Here is a 23,639-nt window from a genome sequence, read left to right on the forward strand (position 1 = left end):
TGGTTCTATCTATCCTTGCACTTGTCATTTAACTTTAACCATCCAATGTCCGATATAAAGTATAGTGGAAGTAAAAAATTAGGCGATACGAGAAGTTGAACGATTGGATGATGGGAAAAGGAGACTGGACATGAATAGAATCAAATGCACGTTACGAAGTATGCTTGCTCTGGTTATCGCACTTACGGTTGTTGTGCCTACGTCAGTTTGGGCAGCGTCAGGTGATGTAACTTCAATTGAAATCACGGGTGCTAATCCGCAGAAGATGAATGTGGGCGAGATCACATCCTATCAGGTGATGGCGACGGTTGAAGGCTCGGATCACAAACAGGATGTTACCGGGGGAGTGACCTGGTCTACCAGCAATGCTGCTGTCATCGCGATTACAAAGGGTAAAGTCAAAGCTATCGCCGCAGGCGAAGCAACGATCATTGCTCAAGTGGCTACCGTTAAAACTCAGGTAGTTATCCAGGTGCAGGATAAGATCAAAAGCATCAAGGCTTCGCCTACTGCGTATACGTTTGTAAAAGGAAACGAGGGCACACTTCCGAAAGTAAGTATTACGCGTGCGAATGGTAAGCAAGAAGATGTCACATCCGATATCGTGTGGACCGTATCGAGTAACCTGGCTGTGATCGAAAACGGAAAGATCAAAGGGGTTACTCCCGGCAAAGTGGTTCTGCAAGGAAAATACGGGTCAACCATCGTTAAAGTACCTATAACTGTGACGGATACCATCACCAAAGTTGAGGTTAAGCCTGCAACGATTCAGTTGAATATCAAGAAGTCCGCCGCACTCAAAGTGATGGGAACGTACTCTAGCGGCAAGACGGTGAATCTATCCAAATCCGTTATATGGACATCATCTAACCCTGGTTTGGCCGAGGTGAAAAACGGTATGGTCAAAGGACTGAACGAAGGGCAAGCCACTTTGACAGGTTCGTATCAGGGTCAGACTGTCACTGCGGTCGTCACTGTGGTGCCTACGCTTCAGAAGCTGATTATGGGTCAGAAAAGTCTCGTTTTGTCACCGCAATCCAGTAGTACACTGGGTGTTATGGCTCAGTATGATACAGGGAAAACAACGATGGTGACGGGAAGTGCGGTGTGGAGCAGTTCCAAACCGAATGTTGCCACGGTAACTGGAGGCAGAATCGTTGCTGTAGCCAAAGGCAAAACAAACATTACCGCCAAATGGGGTAATAAAAAAGTGACGATACCTGTGACGGTAAAATAATCAGTAAAACCATACGTCTTCTTGCCATGATAGGGCATTGAAGCAAGGGGATTCCTGCTGGAAGCCTGGCACACACCGATATCAGATCGAATTGAATCCATGTATACTAAGAGGAGGCGTACTTATACGCCTCCTTTTTGAACATAGCATACAATTTATAAGGAGCGTGTTCATAGAAATGACGGATCATATGGACCCTGAGAATTGGCCTGCATGGGCAACAGAACCCGTAGAAGTTGTAGAAGCTAACTCTGCCTGGAGCATGCAGGCTCAGGAGGAGATCGCACAATTAAGAGATCTTTTGCAGCATCTGAATATACATACATTCGAGCATATGGGCAGCACGTCTATTCCCGGTTTATCTGCTAAACCAATCATTGATCTAATGGGTGAGGTGCAGTCTTGGGATGACATGGACCTGATTGCCGAACGGTTGAATCCTGCGGGCTGGAATTATGTTCCGCCTGAACTGGATGGCCGGGAATACAGACGATTCTGGGTCAGAGTTAAAGATGGAAAACGAGCGGTACATCTTCATCTCATGCGTCCAGGTGAGGAACGGTGGGAGCGCCAAATTCGGTTTCGTGATGTGCTGAGATCCCGTCCGGATCTGGTGAAGGCATATGCCGAACTTAAGGTAAAGCTTGCAGACGAGAATAAAGACGATAGAGAATCGTATACGGCTGCCAAAACAGAATTCATCATCAAGGTTCTGGATGGACGACTGTGAAACATCAGAACGGGATGTTGACTAAAAACAGTGCGTTATACTTCATCGCCGTGGTCATTACGATGGCTGCAGGACTGGCTTCCAGAACATATGGAGAACACTTGCCACAATGGGTGCATGAGCATTTTGGAGATGCGCTTTGGGCAGGCATGATCTATTTTGGCGTCCGTATGTTATGTACCCATTGGAGTCGTGCAAGAGCCGTATGGATAAGTATAACGTTCAGTTGCATGATTGAATTTTCCCAGTTGATTCAAGTGCCCTGGCTGAACGAACTGCGTTCGACGTTGTTGGGAGCACTGATATTGGGGCGTGGATTTCTAGTTTTTGATCTAATCCGATACCTGATCGGTATTTTATGTGTTTATCTTATAGATCGTTTTATCCTGAGTAAGCTCATACGCTCATGAAGTCATTTCATAAAGAAATTTCATAAATAGGAGGTACTCTGAATGGATATCGATAAACTTTTTGCAGAATCGCCAGAATTTGATACGGGACGGCTCCACCTCAGACGTCTTACGATGGATGACCTTGATGCATATTACGCGTTTGCGTCTGACCCGAAAGTTAGTGAGCAAAGCTTGTGGCAGTGCCACCAGAGCAAGGATGACTCCATCGGTTATCTGGAGCGAGTGTTACGAAACTATGAGCAGAAAACGGTATATCTCTGGGCTTTTGTGCTGAAAGAAACGGGTACGCTGATTGGAAGAGGGGGTATTTTCCATCTGGATGAATTCATGCAGAGCGGTGAAATGGGATATGCCATCGGCAGCACCTATTGGGGTAAAGGGCTTGCCGTGGAAGCGATGCAGCCTGTCGTCAATTACTGCTTCGAGCAACTGGATTGTAACCGGCTGGAGGGGAAGTGTAATGCGGGCAATATTGGATCTGCGCGAGTGATGGAAAAGCTAGGAATGGTGCAGGAAGGTCTGCTGCGCAAGCAAATGAAAATTAAAGGCGTATTTACCGACCAGAAGTTGTACGCCCGTATCCGGGATGATCTATAATAGTTGATTAACACGAGCTGTTTTACACAGCGACGACCAAGGAGGAAGACTCTATGATCTACAGTATTATTTCCCGTTCATTATGGGAGGAAGTATCCAAAGGAGACACGTATGCACCAGAGAGTCTGGAGACGGACGGCTTCATTCATTGTTCCACTGCGGAGCAGATTCCGTGGGTGGCTGGACAATATTATGCAGGACGTACGGACCTGTTGTTACTGGGTATCGAAGAAAGGACGCTGAAGGCAGAGCTGGTCTATGAAGATTTGTATGAATTGAACGAACTATTTCCACACATCTATGGAGAGTTGAATCTGGATGCCGTAAGTAGGGTCTTGAACTTTGAGCCAAATGCAGATGGCACGTTTTCTTTTCCGATATAATTTCGAGAGGGGTTAAGACGGATGGATACGAATCAGACTTTTCTGGAGACAGCGGAGAAACAGTTTATCTATTACAAACAGCTTGGGGAACGCGCAATGGAGTAATTGGAGACGGAGCAGTTGTTTCAAACGTGGAACGAGGATACCAACAGCATTGCGGTGATTGTGAAGCATGGCAAGTTTTTGAAACCAAAGACAAGAAAACATTTTACAGAGGACGAGCTTTCATAGAAAAGAGGGACTACAAAAATGACACAGATTGCGTTGATACGTCATGGCAGTACGGCATGGAATAAAGAAAAGCGTTCGCAGGGGCAGACGGATAACCCTCTCGATCAGGAGGGCAGAGAACAGGCGGCTTTGCTAGCGGCGCGGCTAGCTGAGGAGTCCTGGGATGCCATCTACGCCAGCGACTTGGAGCGGGCAAGTGAAACGGCTCGGGTTATCGCAGATCGGTTGGGCATTCAAGAGATTCATCTGGATTCGAGATTACGCGAAATGGGCGGCGGACAGGTGGAAGGAACGACAGAAGAGGAACGTATTGCAAAGTGGGGTGCCGACTGGGGTTCACTCGATTTGGGAAAAGAACATCCGGACGCAGGTGCTTCCCGTGGGAAAGCGGCATTAGAAGATATTCTCAGGCAACATCCGGATGGGCGAGTCATCGTGGTGAGTCACGGGGCTGTTCTTCGTAATACGCTGCGATCACTGGTGCCTGAACTGGATATCAGCGTGAAGCTGGGAAACACATCCATTACACGAGTGAACCATCAGGATCAAGCATGGCAGTGCGAATTGTACAATTGCAGTCTGCATCTGGAGCCAGAGAAAGGAACGCTGTAAATGGACGCAATGACATTAAAACAGAAGCTACAGCAGCTTCGTGCAATGGATTTTGCCGCAGATCAGATAGAGCAACCCTATGAATTGGCACTGTATATGATGCAGCATATTGGAAATCCAGACCCTGTGCTGCGAGATGAGCTTATTTACGTTACGCTGGCGACATGGATGGGTCAGAACGTTTTTTCGGATGAACAGCTTAAGAATTTGCTGGATTTAGCATTGGATGATGACCATCTTTTCTATAGAATCGGGGAGCAGGGAACAGACAGTGTGTTTACGAGAACTTTTTCTGTCTTAATCCTGCCGCCGATCCTGGGCATCGACCGTCAGCGTTCTTTCTTACAGCGGGAAAATATGGCATGGGTTCAGCAGCGATTGATCGCGTATCTGAAAAGTGAAAAGGATGTTCGGGGTTACGTAGAGGATAAAGGGTGGGCACACGCTCCGGCGCATGCCGCTGATGCGGTTGAGGATGTAGCTCAATCAACGTATCTCGAAAGCGCAGAATTGCTGGAGCTTTTGCATGCACTCTCGATCAAAGTAACGGAGTCCAGCAGAGCGTACATCTATGAGGAAGATCAGCGTATGGCTCAGGCGGCGGTGACGATCCTGAGTCGCAATCGGATAGAGCAAGCAGAGCTTGCGGCCTGGATTGAGTCGCTTCAGACGGAGAGAAACGGGGATGCCAAGGAAGACAAAACTTTGCAGGAAATGAGTCAAATGAGCTTGAATATTCGAATGTTCATGCAGTCGCTTTATTTTGCTATACGAGACAAAGAGGCTGAGCCGTTTCCAGCGGTTCGTTCGCTGTTGTTGAAAGCAATGGACGTCAGAGAGTAAATCAACGACCAAGGGAGGTACGCCATGACCGCAATCATCTATGACTGGACAGAGAATCTGTTGTCTCCACTCGGAGAGCATGGGGTTGTAATTCGCTGCGGCGATGCGCTATCGGAAGAGGTGCACCAGAGGGTGATGTTGGTGTGTACTTTCTTGGAAAAGGGATCTGTAGTGGCTGCGGTGGAATGGGTGCCATCCTATCTGTCGGTTACTTTGTTTTACGACCCATTGGTTTCGTTTTATGAGGAAATAAGCGGATTTTTGCTACAGCAGTTGAACCGACTGAATGAACCAAAACAACTAAAACAATCAAAACAGCCAAATGAGCGGATTGAACGAAATGAATCGAATCCTTCCATTCAACGAAAACAATCTGAAAGTTTGCAACTTACCGGGGGGATAACTTGGCCAAGGGTTGTGACGATTCCGGTATGTTACGGTGGGGAGTTTGGGCCTGATCTGGTTCATGTGGCTCATGAACATGGTTTGACGATAGAAGAAGTCATTGCGATACATTCGTCTGTGGATTACCTTGTACATATGATTGGATTTGCTCCGGGTTTCCCTTATTTGGGAGGGTTGCCTGAGCAAATCGCTACACCAAGACGGGCGACGCCAAGGCTTCGCGTCGAGGCAGGAACGGTAGGTATTGGCGGCACGCAGACTGGGGTTTACCCCGTATCTACACCAGGAGGCTGGCAGTGTATTGGACGTACACCTCTCCGTCTGTTCGACCCGGAAGCGAATCCACCAAGTCTGCTTGAGGCTGGAGACATTGTTCGTTTTCAACCCATTATGATGCAGGAATACTTGGAACTGACGCGGAAGGAGGGGGAGTGATGGGTATGGAAATCATTCGTCCGGGCTTGTTAACGACCGTTCAGGATGAAGGTAGAATCGGGTATCGCCGTTATGGTGTTCCGGTGGGTGGTGTAATGGACACGTTCGCAGCCAGAGCAGCGAATATGCTTGTGGGTAACTCCAGGCACGAAGCAGTACTTGAAATCACGATGGCCGGGCCAGAGTTGCGGCTGCTAGAAAATCAGCTGATTTCGCTCTGTGGTGCGGATCTCAGCGCTACGGTAGATCAGCAGCCTGTACCCCTGTGGCGTCCTGTGTTGCTGCAGGCTGGAAGTATATTGAGATTTGGTGCGTGCCGACATGGCTTACGTGCATATTTGGCATTTGCTGGCGGGATCGATGTACCTAAAGTGATGGGGAGCCGAAGTACCGATCTCAAGACAGGGTTTGGTGGTGTTCACGGGAGAGCTCTGCGTGTGGCAGATGTGCTTGAAACAGGTGTTATCTCGGATGAAGTTCAACAATGGATAAGCGTAGTGGGGATACAATGGGCAGAAAACAAATCTATGGTGGCTCCTGCATGGCTTTTATCAGAGAGGCAGAGACCTTCTTATTACGGTAAACCTGTCATTCGAGTGATGCAGGGTCAAGACCATTCATACTTCAGCGCAGAGAGCGTGAAACGGTTTTATGCTGAAGACTATGTGGTCTCTCCCCAATCGGATCGCATGGGGTATCGACTGCAAGGTTCGCGGCTGGACCTGAATCGACCGATGCAGCGTTTATCCGAAGCCGTCACCTTTGGCACGGTGCAGGTACCGGCAGATGGGCAGCCTATCGTATTGATGGCGGATCATCAGACGATTGGAGGATATCCCGTGATTGCACAGGTTGCTGCAGTGGATCTACCCATTCTGGCTCAGGTCAGACCGGGAAGCCGCATTTCTTTTGAACCCGTTACGAATCAAGAAGCCCGCAGCCTTTACATCAAAAGAGAGCGAGACTTGCGACTGCTGGATCAACGGATTCGCAGGAAAATGGGCAAAATGGAGGCGGTTTAATGAAGACTTCTTATACGCTGGATATGAACTGTGATCTCGGCGAGAGTTATGGAGCCTACCAGACGATGATAAATTCCGATGAAGCCATCCTGCCTCTGATCACATCAGCAAATATCGCCTGTGGATTCCACGCGGGAGATCCTGCTGTGATGCGGATGACGGTAGAGCGGGCAATGGCACATCAGGTAGCGATGGGTGCCCATCCGGGTTTGCCTGATTTGCAGGGATTCGGACGCAGACCTATGGAGATTACACCTCGGGAAGCCTATGACATGGTGGTGTATCAGATTGGGGCACTGGATGCTTTTGTCCGTGCCAGTGGGGGACATCTGCATCATGTGAAACCACACGGGGCATTGTACAATATGGCAGCAGCTCATGCGAAGCTTGCCGAGGCCATTGCCGAAGCAGTTTATCAGGTTCAACCTGAGTTGTATTTGTATGGTCTGGCAGGCAGTGAATTGATCGTGGCGGCACAACGGGTCGGTGTTCGCGGCGTGAATGAAGTGTTCGCGGATCGTACGTATCGTTCAGATGGCAGGTTAACGCCTCGCAGTCAAGAAGGTGCACTTATAGAACGCCCTGAAGAAGCATTAGCTCAGGTGATTCGAATGATTAAGGACAGTGTGGTCATATCTACGGATGGAACTTCGCTTCCCATCATCGCAGATACGGTTTGCATCCATGGTGACGGTACACATGCGCTGACGTTTGCTCAAGAGATTCGCCGCATGCTAGAAGCTGAAGGTGTCACACTGACCGCTTATCAAGCGAAATAATATATGGATGGCATGATATGAATGAAGAATGGAGGAATTGAACACGATGAAACCCATACGAAATTCGGCTAAAGCGGTCATTGTTCAGGATGGACATCTGTTACTGATTCGTTTACAGGATCAGTACGGCGAGGCTTATGTTTTTCCTGGAGGTGGGCAGGAGAAGGGCGAAGAACTGAAAGATGCGGTTGCGCGTGAATGTCTGGAGGAGATTGGTCAGGCCGTGGATGTAAGTGAGCTTTTACATATCCGTGAATATATTGGTGCCAACCATGAGTTTGCCGAGTGGGATGCTGATATCCATCAGGTAGAGTTTTATTTTAATTGCAGTTTACTTGACCCGAAGGCGTCAGTCTTTGAAGGTTCTAACCCGGATGATCATCAGGTTGGGGTGGAATGGGTTGCGCTTGAGGATCTGCACAACATCCGTTTGTATCCCAAAACCATCGGCGAATTGCTGTTGAATAAGGGAGAACAACGCATATACCTAGGGGATCTTAATTAAATAACATAAATAACATTTCCAAAATTGTCACGTATACGTTCTGGTTCAGGGATTCATCAGGAGTGAGGCGGGTACACTATAAGTACAGGCATTTGCAAAGCCAAAAGGCATCTGCCCTTAACAATGCATCTGTACAGCGTACCATTAGAAGATCGATGTCCAGAGTAAAAGACAGAGATTTTTACAATTAATCCAAGCAGGATTTTTAAAAGCTTTTGGGCTTTCAACCGCTTCTACCAATGGAAGAACTGCAGTAGTAGTGGAAGGGAAGAAATCGATTCTGAGGAAGCAAGCTAATCGCTCGTTGTTTTGATTTTTTTTATTCTAACTCTAAGTTTGAGGAATTGTGCGTAGTGGAGAGAACGGAATCGATTCTGAAGAAGCGAAGCGCTCGCCTTTATCACCGGATTATTCACCATTAAACCATATTCAATAATAAATCCGGGGATAACAGTGATCGGAAGAACGATCCGTACTCGTAGCGCTTCTGCACAATTCGTCAAACATTCCCCCATCCCGAAAGGAGCAACTCCCATGAACCAGAACGAATTGGAACAAAACATTGTGAAGGCTTTGGAAAATAATCCGTATTGCAGTTTCTCCACCGTAGAAAACGGCAAGCCGAAGTCCCGTTATATGGCTATTTTCAATGATGGATTGAATATTCATCTGGCAACTAACCGTCGTACACACAAGGTCGAGGAACTGAAGAGCAATCCGAATGTAAGTCTTCTGCTTGGTTACGAGGCCGGAGGTACCAAGGAAGTGGTGGAGATCGAGGGTACGTGCGAGGTCACCAAAAATGAAGCCTTGCGTGAGCAAGTGTGGAATGATGAATTGAAAGCTTGGTTCGATGGACCTAATGATCCCAACTACGTGATCTTGGATATCACCCCCGCTCGGATAGAATATACAGGCAAAGATCATGAGCATCATGTATGGGAGCGGTAAATTCAGGTGTATATTGTAAATTCAGTAACTCCTAATTGTAAAACTATCTTTTCGCAGCCTCGTTGTCAGGTGACGAAAAAACAGTCATAGATCGACCGTGAACGCCGTTTTTCGGCTTCACGGTTTTTTAATGGCATCTACAGTAGCATAACTGTTGTTGATGTGATATTGATGTGATATACGTGATTTCAAGTGCATATACCCTAATTCCTTCCTGAAATATTGCAGAAAATGTCGAAATAACGCATGAAAATGTAAACTTGCCCAGTTATGTACGGATAACGTAAAAATAAATGCTTTTCAATGCTTTAACATTACGTTATGATTTGATATGTAAATACACGCACAGATATGAATAGATGTTCATGTGAGATAAACTAACCTGAAGACACCGATGAATGCTCATTGGGATCATCAGTATGCACAACCCATGAAATCTATTATTTTCTGTGCCTGTGTTTGCGATATGGCATGATCAATGTACATAAACCGGGAGGGGTTATTTTTGAAGAGAAGTAAGAAAGTATTAGCAAGCCTGACTGCCGTTTTCGTTGCATTTAACGTGCTTGCGGTATTTCCAGTACCTGTATCGGCAGCAGATGCAGCCAAAGTTAAATTGCGGATCATGGAAACAACGGACATTCACGATAACCTGATCAACTATGACTACTATTCCGACAAAGTGACGGATCAATATGGCTTGGCCAAAACAGCTACGCTGATTAAGAAAGCCCGTGCGGAAGCGAAGAACAGCTTGTTGTTCGACAACGGAGACTTGATTCAGGGTAACCCGATGGGTGACTATGTAGCGAAGATTGATCCTCTGAAAAAGGGTGAAACGCACCCTGTATATAAAGCGATGAACCTGCTCGATTACGATGCGGGCAACATCGGTAACCACGAATTTAACTATGGTCTCGATTTCCTCGACATGACGCTGGAGGGAGCTAACTTCCCTTACATTAATGCCAATGTCTATGTGGACGATGGCGATAAAGATGAAACAAATGACAAAAACTATTTCACACCTTACCAGATTTTGGACAAGAAAGTAACCGATGAAAATGGCAAGGAACATATCATTAAAGTGGGTGTAATCGGTTTTGTACCGCCGCAAATCATGCAATGGGACAGTGCTAACCTTGAAGGTAAGGTGATTGCCAAGGATATTATCGCTACCGCGAAAAAATTCATTCCGAAGATGAAAGCCGAAGGCGCAGATATTATCGTAGCTATCCCTCACTCCGGATTTGAAGATATTCCGCAAACCGACCTGATGGAGAACTCCGTGCTGTACCTGAGTAAAGTGGAAGGCATTAATGCCATTTTGTTTGGACATGCTCATAAAGTATTCCCTAGTGCAGATTTCAAAGGCAAAAAAGGAGTAGATCTGGAAAAGGGTACAATCAATGGTGTTCCTGCTGTAGAGCCGGGTTTCTGGGGTGACCATCTCGGAATCATTGATCTGGATCTGGAGCAAGTGGACGGCAAATGGAAAGTCGTTGATTCCAAAACAGAAGCACGTCCAATCTACGATACAGCAAACAAAAAGCCGCTGGTAGACGCCGATCAGGCGATTGTAGATGCGGTTCATGACGAGCACGAGGGCACACTGAAATATGTACGTGGTCCGGTTGGCGAAACGACTGCACCAATCAACAGCTTCTTCGCTTTGGTGCAGGATGATCCATCCATTCAGATCGTAACGAATGCACAGAAATGGTACGTGGAAAAGAAATTGCAAGGGACTGACTACGAGAAGGTTCCGGTTTTGTCTGCGGGTGCTCCTTTCAAAGCAGGTGGACGTTCCGGTGCTTCCTATTACACCAACATTCCTAAAGGTACGATTGCCATCAAAAACGTAGCAGACCTGTACGTTTATCCGAATACGGTACATGCGGTAATGGTCAACGGCGCTGAGCTGAAAGAATGGTTGGAATGGTCAGCAGGCCAGTTCAATCAGATTGATCCGGCTAAGGGCGGCCAACAGCAATTGATTAATATGGACTTCCCAACGTATAACTTTGATGTTATCGATGGTGTAACCTATCAGATTGATGTTACTCAACCGGCCAAGTATGACAGCAAAGCAACCGTTGTTAATGCATCGGCAAGCCGGATCAAAAACCTGAGCTTTGAGGGCAAACCGGTCGATCCAGCACAAAAATTCATCGTAGCAACGAACAACTATCGTGCGTCTTCATCCAAATTGGCTAACCCGGACGGCAAACGGATCGTTCTGGCTGCACCGGATGAAAATCGTCAAGTGATTATTGATTATATTCGTGAGAACAAAACGATTAACCCTACAGCAGATGGCAACTGGTCACTGGCACCAATCAAACCCTCTGCAGGGGTAACCGCCGCAGCATTGAATGACCTGGAAGTGGTATTTGCTTCTTCCCCGGATGCCAAAGATTTGGTGGAAGCTAATCCGGCCATGTCCTTTATTGGGACAAATAAAGACGGGTTCGCAGAATATGGATTGAAACTGACGGGTGAGGCAGCAACAACGCCAAAACCAGGAACAAATCCAACGCCAAAACCGGAACCATCACCAGCGCCAACGCCTAAACCGGCACCAACGCCTAAACCGCAGCCGGAGAAGCCGGCAACGAGTAACAAAACGGTATATGTCGTGAAAAAAGGGGACAATCTGTACCGCATCGGTTTGAAATATGGTGTGGACTGGCGTGTACTTGCAAAAACAAACCAGATCTCAAACGTGCATAACCTGAAAGTTGGACAAAAAGTGGTTATTCCTGCTTCATAAAGTTTAATAAAGAGTTCAGCCGAAAAGACTGGCAGTCATCAGACTGCTGGTCTTTTTTGTGGCAGGAATGAATACAAATGTTTCTATATACGTCATAAAGGAAGTCATCAAAACAATAGAGATTAATTTCAAAACCCATGATATACTATTTACAAACTTTGGGTATAAACGTGGTAACATTAATGATGTAGCTTGATAAACTGGCAAGGGGGTCCTACATGAATTGCAGTGGCTGCAGTCCAATCTATCCGATAGAAGGTCAAGGTACACTGTACCTGCGTCCCGTCTCCCCTGCTTTGCTGGAAGCGCTGCAAACCAAGGGAAGGCATATTGAACATTCAGAAGAGATGCTCTGGTTCCATGTTTCAGATATACAAGGGTTGCAGGATGAGATTGAAGAGATCATTCATATGGAGAAGATATTATCGATTTCCCTGACCATTCAGTTGAAATCTACTGCGGATACGCTGGTTCATGATCATGAGGGCGAGTGGATTAGTCTATCTATGCAGCACGCCAGGATCAAACATGCGGATATCGTTTCCACTATTTTGGAACGACAGTTTAGCAGTTATATGCAACCGATTGTAGATGCCTCAGAGGGCATTATCGGATTTGAGTTCTTGCTTCGTCCAGCGGAGCATGGAAGAGTATTTAGCTCGTATGAATTGTTTGAAGTCGCTCGCGAAACGGGATTGCATTCCTTTTTGGATCGAACCGCTCGTATTACGGCCATTGAAGCAAGTGCCAGGTACCTGCCTCGTGGTGTGAAACGTTTTGTGAATTTCCTACCTTCTTCTATTTATAATCCCGAATATTGCCTGACACATACATTTGAGGCGATTAAACGTCTTGCTCTGGATCCCAAGGACTTCGTTTTCGAGGTTGTGGAAACCGAACAGATTCAACAGCTGTCTACATTACAGCATATTTTTGAGGTTTATCGTTCTCACGGTATGTCGGTAGCTTTGGATGATGTAGGTGCCGGTTATTCAACGATCGAGCTAATGGACCGGTTAGAGCCGGACTTTGTCAAAATAGATCGTAGCCTGATTGATCATTGTGATCAGGATCGAATGAAACAGCAGAAGATTTTGAATATTGTTGAGGTAGCCAAGCGATTTGGCGGCAAAGTGCTGGCCGAGGGAATCGAACGAGTGGAAGAGTTTGACTTCTGCCGCTCGGTTGGAATCGAACTTGCACAAGGTTATTATTTCGGTAAACCTGCAGCATATCCTCCAGATGGATTTGTAACACATATCTAAGAAGAATTCGGCTGTTATTTAATAAGAAAAGAAATTTATAAAACCACTTTGTTACTAAAAGTGGTTTTTTTATTATATGTTTTTAATTGAGAACAAATAAATAATAATCTTCCATCCGATATATAAGGATATAGCCTCACGCGGTAATCAGGTTCTGATCATGCAGTTATAGAGAGCTAAAAAGGAGATGACATATATGAAATGGTTTCCGAGTAAGACAAATTCCGAAAAAAATGTCAAATCGGATCATGGAAAAAAAGCGGGGAAGAAATCGAAGAAAAAGAAAATTTTTTGGAACATACGCAATAAACTTATTGTATCTTTCCTAGCGGTTCTTTTGATCCCGAGTTTAGTAGTTGGGTTAGTCACCATTCTTATCGCTGATCGTACAGTGGGGGACCAACTGATGAATTCGGCCCGGCAAAGCGTTACAACCATCAATTCGGTAATCGAGACACAAGTCAGTGGAAAGTTAACTGATATTGATTACTTTACGGGCAACCTAAGTCAGGAAAATACGAAAGACGAAGCCGGAATTCAGCAGTTGGAAAATAGTCTTAAACAATATCTTGCTCTTCATAAAGAGGCATTAAATATATGGGTAGGAACTGAGGAAGGGGTTATGGTTCGGGGTAAGACTACAGCCGCCAGTGCAGCAGAAGTTAACTTTGACCCTAGAAAACGGGATTGGTACAAAAATGCTATGGCCCAACCGGGCGTTACTTATATATCCGGAGTCACTAAAAATAATGATGGAATCACGGTTGTGCAAATTTCCAAAATGCTAAGTGATAAGTCAGGCGTCATGGGCATATCCCTTGATTTAACAGAACTGGGCAAGATGGCGGCTGTTAAAGTTGGTCAGGAAGGTTATGTTATCATTTTGGATACGGATAAAAACGTAGTGTACTCCCCTGTAACAGAAGCGGGTACATCATTGGATTCACCAACTACACAACCAATGTATGCAAGTAAGGATGGAATGTTTGATTATGAAATTAATGGTGAGGGGAAAAAAATGATTTTCTCTACCAATGATAAAACAGGTTGGAAAATCGGTGGTACGATGTACAAAAAAGAAGTGGATCAGGCAAGTGCAGAAATTCGTACAGCGACTCTTATTGTCGTCTCCGCTTCAAGTGTTCTGGCGATTCTCTTCATCATCTGGTTCACTGGTTCACTAGTACGTCCGATTAAACGTTTGCAGGAAAATGCTAGAGCTGTAAGTAAAGGCGACCTCACTGTGAAGATGGATAGTAAACGTAAAGACGAAGTGGGTGAACTGGCGAAATACTTTGAACGTATGGTTGATAATTTACGTATGATGATTCTGGGTGTCCAGGAAACGGCAGAGCAAGTATCCGCATCTTCACAAGAATTGTCTGCGAGTGCAGACCAAACAACTAAAGCGATTGAACATTCAACTATGGCCATTCAGGAACTTGCTGAGGGTGCAGAGCAGCAAGTGAGTAGCGTGAAGGATGGCTCTGGACAGATGAGCCGTATGGCGGACGATGTTCGTCAGATGTCAGAGCGCGTACAATCCATCACCACATCGATGCGAAGTACATCCGGTGCAGCGTCTTCAGGGAATGAAGCGGCAGGACAGGCTGTGGAGCAGATGAATATCATTCAGGAGACCGTCGAACAGTTAGGGAATGTGGTACAGTCCCTTAATGCTCGTTCCGTTGAGATTGGAAGTATGGTTGACGTCATTGCTTCCATCTCGAAACAGACCAACTTACTCGCGTTGAATGCGTCGATTGAAGCAGCCAGAGCAGGCGATGCAGGACGTGGATTTGCAGTCGTAGCTGGAGAGGTACGCAAGCTTGCTGAAGAATCGGGCAGTTCTGCGGCTCAGATTGGCGAACTCGTGCATAACATACGTCAGGACATGGATTCAGCGCTGACAGCGATGAATGCAGCCCAAAGCCGGGTGGGTGAGGGTATTCAAGCCGTGAATACATCCGGACAATCCTTTGCGCAGATCCGTGAAGCGGTGGAGGATGCCGTTCATACGCTGGATGAATTGACCGAAACGACAAAACAATTGGAGAACGGTGCCTCCCGTGTAGCTCAAACGATGACGGATATTTCGAACGTCACTCAGGAATCCGCGGCAAGCACCGAATCTGTATCAGCTTCATCACAAGAACAACTGGCTTCTGTTGAGGAAATTGCTTCGTCCTCTGCTCATTTGAATAGTATGGCAGAACAATTACAAGGTTTGCTGGGCATGTTCAAGATGATGGATGATGTTTCCAAAGACAACAACAAATCCTGATCATTTTCAGGTGAAACATTCTTTTTCATAATATAGAAGAAAATAAATATAGACATTCCTCCTGCAGCCCTGTATAAATATATCGTCTGGTTCTTATAAGCAAGTGTGCGATGTATTTTAATCAGGTAATGATCAATAAGCATATTGAGTCAGGACAGCAGGAGGAACTATGGTATATGTAGCAATATTAATATTTGTTTTGACGATCACAATGGTCATCTGGCAGCCTCGCGGGATCGGCATTGGCTGGAGTGCTTCAGGAGGGGCAATCCTTGCGTTGGCAGCAGGGGTAGTCAGTCTGAATGATGCTTCCGATGTAGCTGCTATTGTATGGAATGCTACGCTGGCCTTTGTCGGCATTATTATGATTTCATTGATCTTGGACGAGACCGGGTTCTTCGAATGGGCTGCCCTTCATATGGCTCGGCTGGCCGGAGGCAACGGACGCAGACTGTTTCTTTATTCTATTTTGCTGGGGGCGGCAGTGTCTGCCTTGTTTGCGAATGATGGTGCAGCGCTAATTTTGACACCGATTGTTCTGGCGATGGTACGTGCATTAAAATTTGATGAACGTATGGTGCTGGCCTTTGTCATGGCGAGTGGGTTTGTCGCAGATACAACCTCGTTGCCACTGGTGGTCAGCAATCTGGTGAACATTGTGTCTGCCGATTTCTTTGGGATTACCTTTGTAGAATATGCGGTGCGTATGGTGGTACCTAATCTGTTCTCCATTGCAGCGAGTACGGCGATGCTGTTTTTGTTTTATCGCAAAAGCATCCCGCAGACGTATGATGTCTCAGCTGCTCGTGACCCGAAGGAAGCGATCCGTGATCCACGGGTGTTCAAGATTGCATGGTTTATGCTGGGGCTGTTGCTGGTAGCGTATGCTTCAAGTGAATTCCTTCCGATTCCTGTTTCCGTTATTGTAGGTGCGGTTGCACTGCTTTTCGGTATACTTGCACGCAAGAGCGAAGCGGTGGATTTGAAACGGGTGGTCAAAGAAGCACCGTGGTCCATCGTTGTCTTTTCGGTAGGGATGTACATTGTTGTGTATGGTCTGCGTAATGCCGGGTTAACGGATCACCTGAGCAGCTGGCTGGATGCAATAGCGGGTTATGGCTTGCTAGCTGCATCGCTGGGTATGGGGCTGATCGCTGCAGTCTTATCATCCGTGATGAATAACCTGCCAACCGTGTTAATTAATTTGCTAGCCATTAAGGGGGCACATACCGAGGGGATTGTTCGTGAGGCTATGATCTACGCCAATGTCATTGGCTCGGATCTGGGTCCTAAGATGACGCCAATCGGATCACTGGCAACCTTGTTATGGTTGCATGTATTGTCTCGTAAAGGCGTTAAGATTACATGGGGATATTATTTCAAGGCAGGCATCATTCTAACCATTCCAACATTGTTGATTACATTGGCTGGATTAGCGCTATGGCTGTGGATTTTGGGATAATTACAATCATCAAGCTTAAAATTATAAAATAGTTATGATTAAAAAGGTTGTTCTCATCAGATGTGTTAACCACATCCGTTGAGACGGCCTTTTTTTGTTTTTGTCTAAAATGCAGTTTCCATTGTTCTCTTATATAGAAGAAACCAACGAAGTAATCAAGCGGGGGCGGAGGAATCATGGCTTGCACGAAAGTGGTCCTTTTCTTGCCCCACCCTTGGCTAGGGATATCAAATGTTTTAGAAACAGATGGGCGCTGACTCAGCGGAGGGAACGGAACGATTGTGGAAAAGCGGAGCGGTCGCCTTTATCCGCGGATATATTCCTCTTAAATATACAATCCATTATATCCGGGGGTAACAGCGATTGAAACAACGTCCGTTCCCGAAGCGGCTACCAGCGCACAAAAATATTTTTCGTATGTTTCGTATTTTAATCCCTAGCCCGTATTTTTAACATTGCGTTTACAAAACATTGATTTTCAGATGACATAACGAAACTACAATGATTAAAGAGTTGATGGTGATCACACAAATTCACAAAACGCCATCACTACATTGGGGGAGGAAAACAAAAAATGTTTAAAAAGTTGCCGTTTATTTTGATGACCTTAACGTTCGTACTGGTGCTTGCAGCATGCGGATCGAAAAATGACGCAGGTACTACAAATGGTGCCGCAAGTAATGGATCAGGAGAAAATACTGCTGCTGAACTCAGCGGTAACATTCTGGCTGTTGGATCAACAGCACTGCAGCCTCTGGTAGAGCAAGCTGGACAAAAATTTATGGCAGTTGATCAATATAAGAACGTAATGGTACAAGTGCAAGGTGGCGGTAGTGGTACGGGCCTGACACAAGTTTCCGAAGGACAAGCAACAATCGGTAACTCTGACGTATTTGCTGAAGAGAAGTTGAAAGACGAAGCGAAGGCAAAAGAACTGGTTGACCACCAAGTAGCCGTTGTAGCTATTGCACCAGTAAGCAACAAAGATGCAGGTGTAACGGATTTGACGAAGGAACAACTGGTTGATATTTTCTCCGGTAAAATCAAGAACTGGAAAGATGTTGGTGGTAAAGATCAAGCCATCGTTATCGTTAACCGTCCAGGTAGCTCCGGTACGCGTGCAACTTTCGAGAACTTTGCTCTGGGAACGAAAGTAGAAGATATTCAAGGTTCGATCCAAGAAGATTCCTCCGGTACAGTTAAGAAACTGGTATCTGAAACTCCAGGAGCAATTGGTTACCTGGCTCTGTCTTACCTGGATGACAAATTGCAAGTTCTGAAATACGGTGGTGTTGAAGCTACAGTTGAGAACGTGGAAGCAGGAACATATCCAGTATGGGCTTATCAACACATGTATACAAAAGGTGAGCCGGATGCAGCAACAAAAGCATTCCTCGACTACATGCTCAGCGATGAAGTTCAACAAAAAGACGTTAAGGATCTAGGCTACATTCCAGTATCCGGCATGAAAGTGAAACGCGATGCAGCAGGTAATGTCACTCAGTAACATTCTTTGAACTTGCGCATACAGCGAAAGAGGCGGACCCAGGTCCTGCCTCTTTACGCGGTTTGCTCAGAATTTATCCCATATTTTGCATTAATTCTACTATAGAAGGATGGTTGTTATGGAACAGACCGAAGGGGGAACGGTAATGAACAATAAGCTGAAACCACGCCGGCCCTTGAGAGAGAAACATTACTGGGAAGAGTGGACGGGACGGATCTACACGTCGATATGTGTCGTTTTCCTGATCGTTGTCATGTTTTCCATCGTATATTTTGTGGCGTCCAAAGGCTTATCAACCTTTTTCCAGGATGGTATAAGTCTGCGTGAATTCTTATTCGGCAAAACATGGAATCCGGCAGGCGAGCCTGCGGTTTATGGTGCATTGCCGTTCATCACCGGTTCCTTTACAACCACCTTGCTTGCAGCGTTAATTGCAAGTCCACTTAGTCTGTGTGCAGCGCTCTTTATGACAGAGATTGTACCAGGTAAAGGTAAAAAGATTTTACAGCCTGCGATTGAATTGCTCTCCGGTATTCCATCCGTTGTGTACGGATTCATCGGTCTGAGTGTGATTGTTCCCATGTTGCGAAGCATCTTCGGAGGAGCCGGCATCGGGATTGCAGCCGGATGTCTGGTATTGTCCGTGATGATTCTGCCTACGGTAACAAGTATTATGGCAGACGCGTTGTCTGCTTTGCCTAAAGGTCTGCGTGAATCTTCATACGCGCTTGGTGCGACACGTTGGCAGACGATCTATCGGGTAATCATTCCGACAGTGCTGCCTGCATTGTTGACAGGTATTGTTCTCGGTATGGCTCGCGCTTTCGGTGAGGCACTCGCCGTGCAGATGGTTATCGGTAATGCACCGCATGTACCGACATCCTTGCTCGAATCCGCTTCAACATTAACAAGTGTAATCACCCTGAGTATGGGTAATACCACGATGGGTTCTGTTCATAACAATGCATTGTGGAGCATGGCGCTTGTCCTGCTGGTAATGACCTTTGTATTTGTCATTCTGGTTCGCCTGCTTGAAAGGAGGAACCGGGTATGAGAATGAAGCCAAAAACAGCAGATAAAATTGCAACAGTAGTCATCGTGATCCTGGCTTTATTCATTGTTGTACTTTTGCTCGGTTTACTCGGATTTATTCTGTTCCGGGGGATCGGTCAGATCAACTGGCACTTCTTGACGAGTGCACCACAATTGCTCAAAGGCGGCGGCGGAATTGGACCGCAGCTCTTTAACTCTATCTTTTTGCTTGTACTAACGTTGATCATTACGATTCCGCTCGGTTGGGGCGGGGGGATTTATATGGCGGAATACGCCAAGCCAGGTCGAGTTACAAGTTTTATCCGTCTGGTTGTCGAAGTGTTGTCATCATTCCCTTCCATCGTTATCGGTTTGTTTGGACTCTTGCTGATCGTCAATACGTTTGGCCTGGGCTTCTCCCTCTTATCGGGTGCGATGGCACTGGCGATCTTCAACTTGCCGCTGATGGTTCGGACGACGGAGCAAGCTTTCCGTGCCGTTCCCAAAGAGCAGAAGGAAGCCGGACTCGCTCTTGGTTTGTCCAAATGGAAGATCATTACGTCCATCCTGTTGCCTGTGGCGTTGCCAAGCTTGATTACGGGCACGATTCTGGCCTCAGGCCGGATCTTCGGTGAAGCGGCAGCGCTGATGTTCACTGCGGGTATGAGTAGTCCACCACTGGACTTTACGGACTGGAATCCAACAAGTCCAAGATCACCGATCAACCCGTTGCGTCCTGCGGAAACACTGGCTGTGCACATCTGGAAAGTCAACAGTGAAGGCATTGGGCCAGATTCCAAAGAAATCGCAGCAGGTGCTTCTGCCGTGCTGGTTATTCTGGTACTGGCATTCAATCTGAGTGCACGCTGGATCGGCCGGGTGGTATACCGCCGGATGACAGCTTCGAAATAAGGAGGAATCCCACATGGCCATACCATTTGGTACGGAACAGTTAAGCATATATTATGGACATTTTCAGGCCGTGAAACAGATCAGCCTGACTTTTCCCGAAGCCAGTGTAACGGCTCTGATTGGGCCGTCCGGCTGCGGTAAATCGACATTTCTCCGTTCATTGAACCGGATGAATGATGAGATTGCCGGTTCACGCACAGAGGGACACATCTGGATGGATGGTAATGACCTCAACGAACCAGGTACGGATGTAATCAAGCTTCGTCAGAAGATCGGCATGGTGTGGCAGAAGCCCAATCCTTTTCATAAGTCTATCTACAACAATATCGCATTTGGCCCCCGCTACCGCGGTACGAAGAGTAAGAAGGCGTTGGATGAGATTGTGGAGAAAAGCTTACGCCGCGCAGCACTTTGGGATGAAGTAAAGGACAGACTACATGAATCGGCCTTGGCACTCTCGGGTGGTCAGCAGCAACGTCTCTGTATCGCGCGAGCATTGTCCGTTGACCCGCAGATTCTTTTGCTCGATGAGCCAGCATCTGCCCTTGATCCGGTATCTACGGGTAAAGTCGAGGAATTGATCTCGGAGCTGAAGCAGGAGCTACGCATCGTTATTGTTACCCATAACATGCAGCAGGCGGCGCGCATCTCGGATTATACGGCTTATTTTTATCTCGGTAGTCTGATTGAACACGGTGAGACGGAGCACATTTTTACCAACCCGGACAATCGTCTGACGCAGGAATATATTATGGGGCGTTTTGGTTAAAGATAAGAAAGTGTAACGCCCGAGCGGAAACGTTCGGGTGGTTATGCTTTTTTTATTTGAATATTTGTTGATTTTGAAACAATCCCTTTAAAAATTGCATATATATAACAAGCGGGAGTAATATCCTTCGCATCTTCTGTCTGTACGGTTCAAGATACGGATGTGACCAGATATAGTTTGGAAGTATTACGCCAAAAGCAGGCTTCCAATACGTCACTTTTGTTGACATATACAGTGCGGCATATTACGCTGTATATGATTGAATACATGCCAGAATGATTAACTTTTATTATGAATGAACAGAATACAGCGAATGATAACGAGCGGGAGAGACCTAAACGGGCTGAATAAATACGGGGATAGATCGATATGATGCATCGTATCGATGCAGATCTGTACTATACAGGCCAGCTTGAGGCACCGAAGGAGCAAGTAGTTATGCACCCGGCATAACTGTTAATCTCTCAGGTAAACGTACCGTCGTTGGACGCAACTCTGGAGAGTGCGCGGAAGAAGCGCCACCCAAGGGGAATATGATGGGTCAGCACGGTGAATAGACTTGTATGTGAATGTACTTGATCTGTTTTAGCCGATGCTGCGATCATGAAACTCTCAGGTATCAAGGACAGAGAGAGGGCTAACGGCCTTCTTCTGTCCTTTTTTCATGTCATCATTCAGTAAATCAGGAACATAATGGTGGTCTTCTTGTTTGGAGGACGATGACGACGAAACCAATTGGAGGGTTACAAGGTGCGATTTAAAGATGTTTTTTCAATTATTGGTCCGTCCATGACGGGGCCATCCAGTTCACATACAGCGGGTGCTGCAAGACTGGGCCGAATTGCGCGTCAGTGGCTAGGATGCACGCCTGAACGTGCACGGCTCACGTTATACGGCTCATTTGCGGACACCTATCAGGGACACGGAACGGATCTGGCACTGATCGGAGGCCTGCTCGATTATGTCACAGATGATCCGCGTATACCGGATGCGGAACAGTATGCAGATGAAGCGGGTATGGAGGTTGAATTTTACACGAGCGGTCTGCCGGCCCCTCATCCCAATACGGTCAAGATTGAATTGTGGCACGGCGAACGGGAATGCTCATTAACAGGGGCCTCCATCGGCGGTGGTAGTGTGTCCGTGCATGCACTGAATGATTTTCGCGTACAGATTAGCGGGGAGTTCCCGACACTTGTTTTGCGCCATGCGGATAAAGCGGGTGTTCTGGCATCCGTAACCTCAACGATCAGCTCTTCCGGAGTGAACATCGGGTATATGCAAGTGGATCGGAAAGCCCGTGATGGTGAAGCGCTTACTGCAATGGAGATGGATGCTCCGCCAAGTGAAGAGATTTTGAAAAGATTGCGTTCCCTGGATCATGTGCTCAATATTCGTGTGATTGATCTGAAGAGAGGGGTTGATCCGAATGCGGTTTAAACATTTGCATGAATTGAATACCATCTGCACTGCGGAGTCCAAAACGATTGCACAGCTGATGATTGAAGAGCAGGTGCAAGAGACGAATACACCGGAAGCCGACGTGGTGAAACAGATGTCGGAGTACTACCAGGTGATGAAGGAAGCCGTTCGTAAAGGACTTACAGAAGATACAACCTCACGTAGCGGACTGACAGGCGGAGACGGGAAAAAGATGGCCGAATACATTCGCCAAGGCGAGACATGTTCTGGTGATGCTTCTGCCCTTGCCATGGCTTATGCACTGTGTGTATCGGAAGTGAACGCTTCGATGGGACGAATCGTGGCTACGCCGACGGCAGGATCTTGCGGCATCATTCCGGGTGTGTTTATCAGCTCGCAGGAACGCTTTGGCTGGACGGATGAACATCTGGTGAATGGATTGTTCTGCGCGGGGGCTATCGGTTATGTTATTGCCAACAATTCGTTTATTTCTGGTGCCGAGGGTGGTTGTCAGGCCGAGGTTGGCTCTGCGATCGGCATGGCTGCCGGAGCCATGGTGGAACTTCGTGGAGGAACACCGGAGCAGGTCGTGCATGCTGTGGGCTTGGCTTTGAAAAATACACTGGGCCTCATCTGTGATCCGGTTGCCGGGCTTGTAGAGATTCCTTGTATTGTGCGCAACGGACTCGGAGCCGTTACTGCACTGGCTGCGGCTGATATGGCGCTCGCTGGCGTACGCAGTGCCATTCCGTCGGACGAAGTGATCGACGTTATGCTGGAGGTAGGCAGTGCCATGCCAAGCCGTCACCGCGAGACAGCGCAAGGCGGGCTGGCCCAGACACCTACAGGCCGCAAGATGATGCAGAAGCTGGCGAAACCTAAGGCGAAGCGGGCAGAGCCGGAAGAGACATCAGAAACCGATTCAGAAGCATCAGGACTACAACCGAAAATGGATGGTAAGTAATCAGAGCTTGCCGGATCGAGGGTTTAGAATAAATTAAAGTAAACAAGCGTCCTTCAACCTGAACAGCTCAGGTATGAAGGGCGCTTGTTTTAGTTTAGTTTAGGAT

The 23,639-nt window shown here is 46.8% G+C and carries 22 protein-coding genes and 2 riboswitches; all 22 genes read left to right on the forward strand.

Annotated features, from left to right (window positions below):
* Nucleotides 1-130: 130 nt before the first annotated feature.
* The 22 genes from ACUTVW_RS15885 to sdaAA all read left to right on the forward strand — a co-directional run bounded on the left by ACUTVW_RS15885 (nucleotide 131) and on the right by sdaAA (nucleotide 23,533).
* A complete protein-coding gene (locus ACUTVW_RS15885; protein ID WP_445646706.1) occupies nucleotides 131-1,237 on the forward strand; it encodes an Ig-like domain-containing protein in 1,107 nt (368 codons plus the stop codon).
* Nucleotides 1,238-1,415: 178 nt separating this feature from the next.
* Nucleotides 1,416-1,967, forward strand: coding sequence for a GrpB family protein (locus tag ACUTVW_RS15890; RefSeq protein ID WP_445646707.1), 552 nt, complete (start codon nucleotides 1,416-1,418; stop codon nucleotides 1,965-1,967).
* Nucleotides 1,964-2,377 (forward strand): ribosomal maturation YjgA family protein, encoded by a 414-nt coding sequence (locus ACUTVW_RS15895; protein ID WP_445646708.1) that lies wholly within the window; start codon nucleotides 1,964-1,966, stop codon nucleotides 2,375-2,377. Before ACUTVW_RS15890 ends, ACUTVW_RS15895 begins: the two co-directional genes overlap by 4 nt.
* Before the next feature lie 42 nt (nucleotides 2,378-2,419).
* Nucleotides 2,420-2,977 (forward strand): GNAT family N-acetyltransferase, encoded by a 558-nt coding sequence (locus ACUTVW_RS15900; protein WP_445646709.1) that lies wholly within the window; start codon nucleotides 2,420-2,422, stop codon nucleotides 2,975-2,977.
* 53 nt (nucleotides 2,978-3,030) lie between these two features.
* On the forward strand, nucleotides 3,031-3,360 hold the full coding sequence (locus tag ACUTVW_RS15905) for a DUF952 domain-containing protein (RefSeq protein ID WP_445646710.1): 330 nt from the start codon (nucleotides 3,031-3,033) through the stop codon (nucleotides 3,358-3,360).
* Between the two features lie 249 nt (nucleotides 3,361-3,609).
* Nucleotides 3,610-4,203: a histidine phosphatase family protein gene (locus ACUTVW_RS15910; RefSeq protein ID WP_445646711.1), complete on the forward strand. Its 594-nt coding sequence runs from the start codon at nucleotides 3,610-3,612 to the stop codon at nucleotides 4,201-4,203.
* Entirely contained in the window at nucleotides 4,204-5,046 is an 843-nt protein-coding gene (locus ACUTVW_RS15915) for a DUF2785 domain-containing protein (RefSeq protein WP_445646712.1), read from the forward strand.
* A 24-nt stretch (nucleotides 5,047-5,070) separates the two neighbouring features.
* Nucleotides 5,071-5,886, forward strand: a complete 816-nt coding sequence (pxpB, locus tag ACUTVW_RS15920) for a 5-oxoprolinase subunit PxpB (RefSeq protein WP_445646713.1) — start codon at nucleotides 5,071-5,073, stop codon at nucleotides 5,884-5,886.
* On the forward strand, nucleotides 5,886-6,908 hold the full coding sequence (locus ACUTVW_RS15925; protein ID WP_445646714.1) for a 5-oxoprolinase subunit C family protein: 1,023 nt from the start codon (nucleotides 5,886-5,888) through the stop codon (nucleotides 6,906-6,908). The genes pxpB and ACUTVW_RS15925 overlap by 1 nt, the downstream gene beginning before the upstream one ends.
* On the forward strand, nucleotides 6,908-7,687 hold the full coding sequence (locus tag ACUTVW_RS15930; protein WP_445646715.1) for a LamB/YcsF family protein: 780 nt from the start codon (nucleotides 6,908-6,910) through the stop codon (nucleotides 7,685-7,687). The genes ACUTVW_RS15925 and ACUTVW_RS15930 overlap by 1 nt, the downstream gene beginning before the upstream one ends.
* Nucleotides 7,688-7,733: 46 nt before the next feature.
* Nucleotides 7,734-8,192 (forward strand): NUDIX domain-containing protein, encoded by a 459-nt coding sequence (locus ACUTVW_RS15935; protein ID WP_445646716.1) that lies wholly within the window; start codon nucleotides 7,734-7,736, stop codon nucleotides 8,190-8,192.
* Between the two features lie 534 nt (nucleotides 8,193-8,726).
* The gene (locus ACUTVW_RS15940; RefSeq protein ID WP_445646717.1) at nucleotides 8,727-9,143 is read left to right on the forward strand and encodes a pyridoxamine 5'-phosphate oxidase family protein; all 417 of its coding nucleotides are present in this window, start codon (nucleotides 8,727-8,729) and stop codon (nucleotides 9,141-9,143) included.
* A gap of 505 nt (nucleotides 9,144-9,648) precedes the next feature.
* A complete protein-coding gene (locus ACUTVW_RS15945; RefSeq protein ID WP_445646718.1) occupies nucleotides 9,649-11,916 on the forward strand; it encodes a bifunctional 2',3'-cyclic-nucleotide 2'-phosphodiesterase/3'-nucleotidase in 2,268 nt (755 codons plus the stop codon).
* A 218-nt stretch (nucleotides 11,917-12,134) separates the two neighbouring features.
* Nucleotides 12,135-13,181: an EAL domain-containing protein gene (locus tag ACUTVW_RS15950; protein WP_445646719.1), complete on the forward strand. Its 1,047-nt coding sequence runs from the start codon at nucleotides 12,135-12,137 to the stop codon at nucleotides 13,179-13,181.
* Nucleotides 13,182-13,377: 196 nt separating this feature from the next.
* On the forward strand, nucleotides 13,378-15,465 hold the full coding sequence (locus ACUTVW_RS15955; RefSeq protein ID WP_445646720.1) for a methyl-accepting chemotaxis protein: 2,088 nt from the start codon (nucleotides 13,378-13,380) through the stop codon (nucleotides 15,463-15,465).
* Nucleotides 15,466-15,634: 169 nt separating this feature from the next.
* Nucleotides 15,635-16,927: an arsenic transporter gene (locus ACUTVW_RS15960; protein WP_445646721.1), complete on the forward strand. Its 1,293-nt coding sequence runs from the start codon at nucleotides 15,635-15,637 to the stop codon at nucleotides 16,925-16,927.
* A 574-nt stretch (nucleotides 16,928-17,501) separates the two neighbouring features.
* Nucleotides 17,502-18,434, forward strand: coding sequence for a phosphate ABC transporter substrate-binding protein (locus ACUTVW_RS15965; RefSeq protein WP_445646722.1), 933 nt, complete (start codon nucleotides 17,502-17,504; stop codon nucleotides 18,432-18,434).
* A 118-nt stretch (nucleotides 18,435-18,552) separates the two neighbouring features.
* Nucleotides 18,553-19,488, forward strand: a complete 936-nt coding sequence (gene pstC / locus ACUTVW_RS15970; RefSeq protein ID WP_441926924.1) for a phosphate ABC transporter permease subunit PstC — start codon at nucleotides 18,553-18,555, stop codon at nucleotides 19,486-19,488.
* A 2-nt stretch (nucleotides 19,489-19,490) separates the two neighbouring features.
* Nucleotides 19,491-20,378, forward strand: coding sequence for a phosphate ABC transporter permease PstA (gene pstA, locus ACUTVW_RS15975; protein ID WP_145334268.1), 888 nt, complete (start codon nucleotides 19,491-19,493; stop codon nucleotides 20,376-20,378).
* Nucleotides 20,379-20,391: 13 nt separating this feature from the next.
* Nucleotides 20,392-21,147: a phosphate ABC transporter ATP-binding protein PstB gene (pstB, locus tag ACUTVW_RS15980; RefSeq protein ID WP_441926926.1), complete on the forward strand. Its 756-nt coding sequence runs from the start codon at nucleotides 20,392-20,394 to the stop codon at nucleotides 21,145-21,147.
* Nucleotides 21,148-21,461: 314 nt separating this feature from the next.
* Nucleotides 21,462-21,636: riboswitch (glycine riboswitch) on the forward strand.
* 4 nt (nucleotides 21,637-21,640) lie between these two features.
* A riboswitch (glycine riboswitch) is annotated at nucleotides 21,641-21,778 on the forward strand.
* A gap of 119 nt (nucleotides 21,779-21,897) precedes the next feature.
* Nucleotides 21,898-22,587 (forward strand): L-serine ammonia-lyase, iron-sulfur-dependent subunit beta, encoded by a 690-nt coding sequence (sdaAB, locus tag ACUTVW_RS15985; protein WP_445646723.1) that lies wholly within the window; start codon nucleotides 21,898-21,900, stop codon nucleotides 22,585-22,587.
* Nucleotides 22,577-23,533: an L-serine ammonia-lyase, iron-sulfur-dependent, subunit alpha gene (sdaAA, locus tag ACUTVW_RS15990; protein ID WP_445646724.1), complete on the forward strand. Its 957-nt coding sequence runs from the start codon at nucleotides 22,577-22,579 to the stop codon at nucleotides 23,531-23,533. Before sdaAB ends, sdaAA begins: the two co-directional genes overlap by 11 nt.
* The last annotated feature ends 106 nt before the right edge of the window (nucleotides 23,534-23,639 follow it).

It is taken from the genome of Paenibacillus sp. TSA_86.1 (assembly GCF_052691815.1).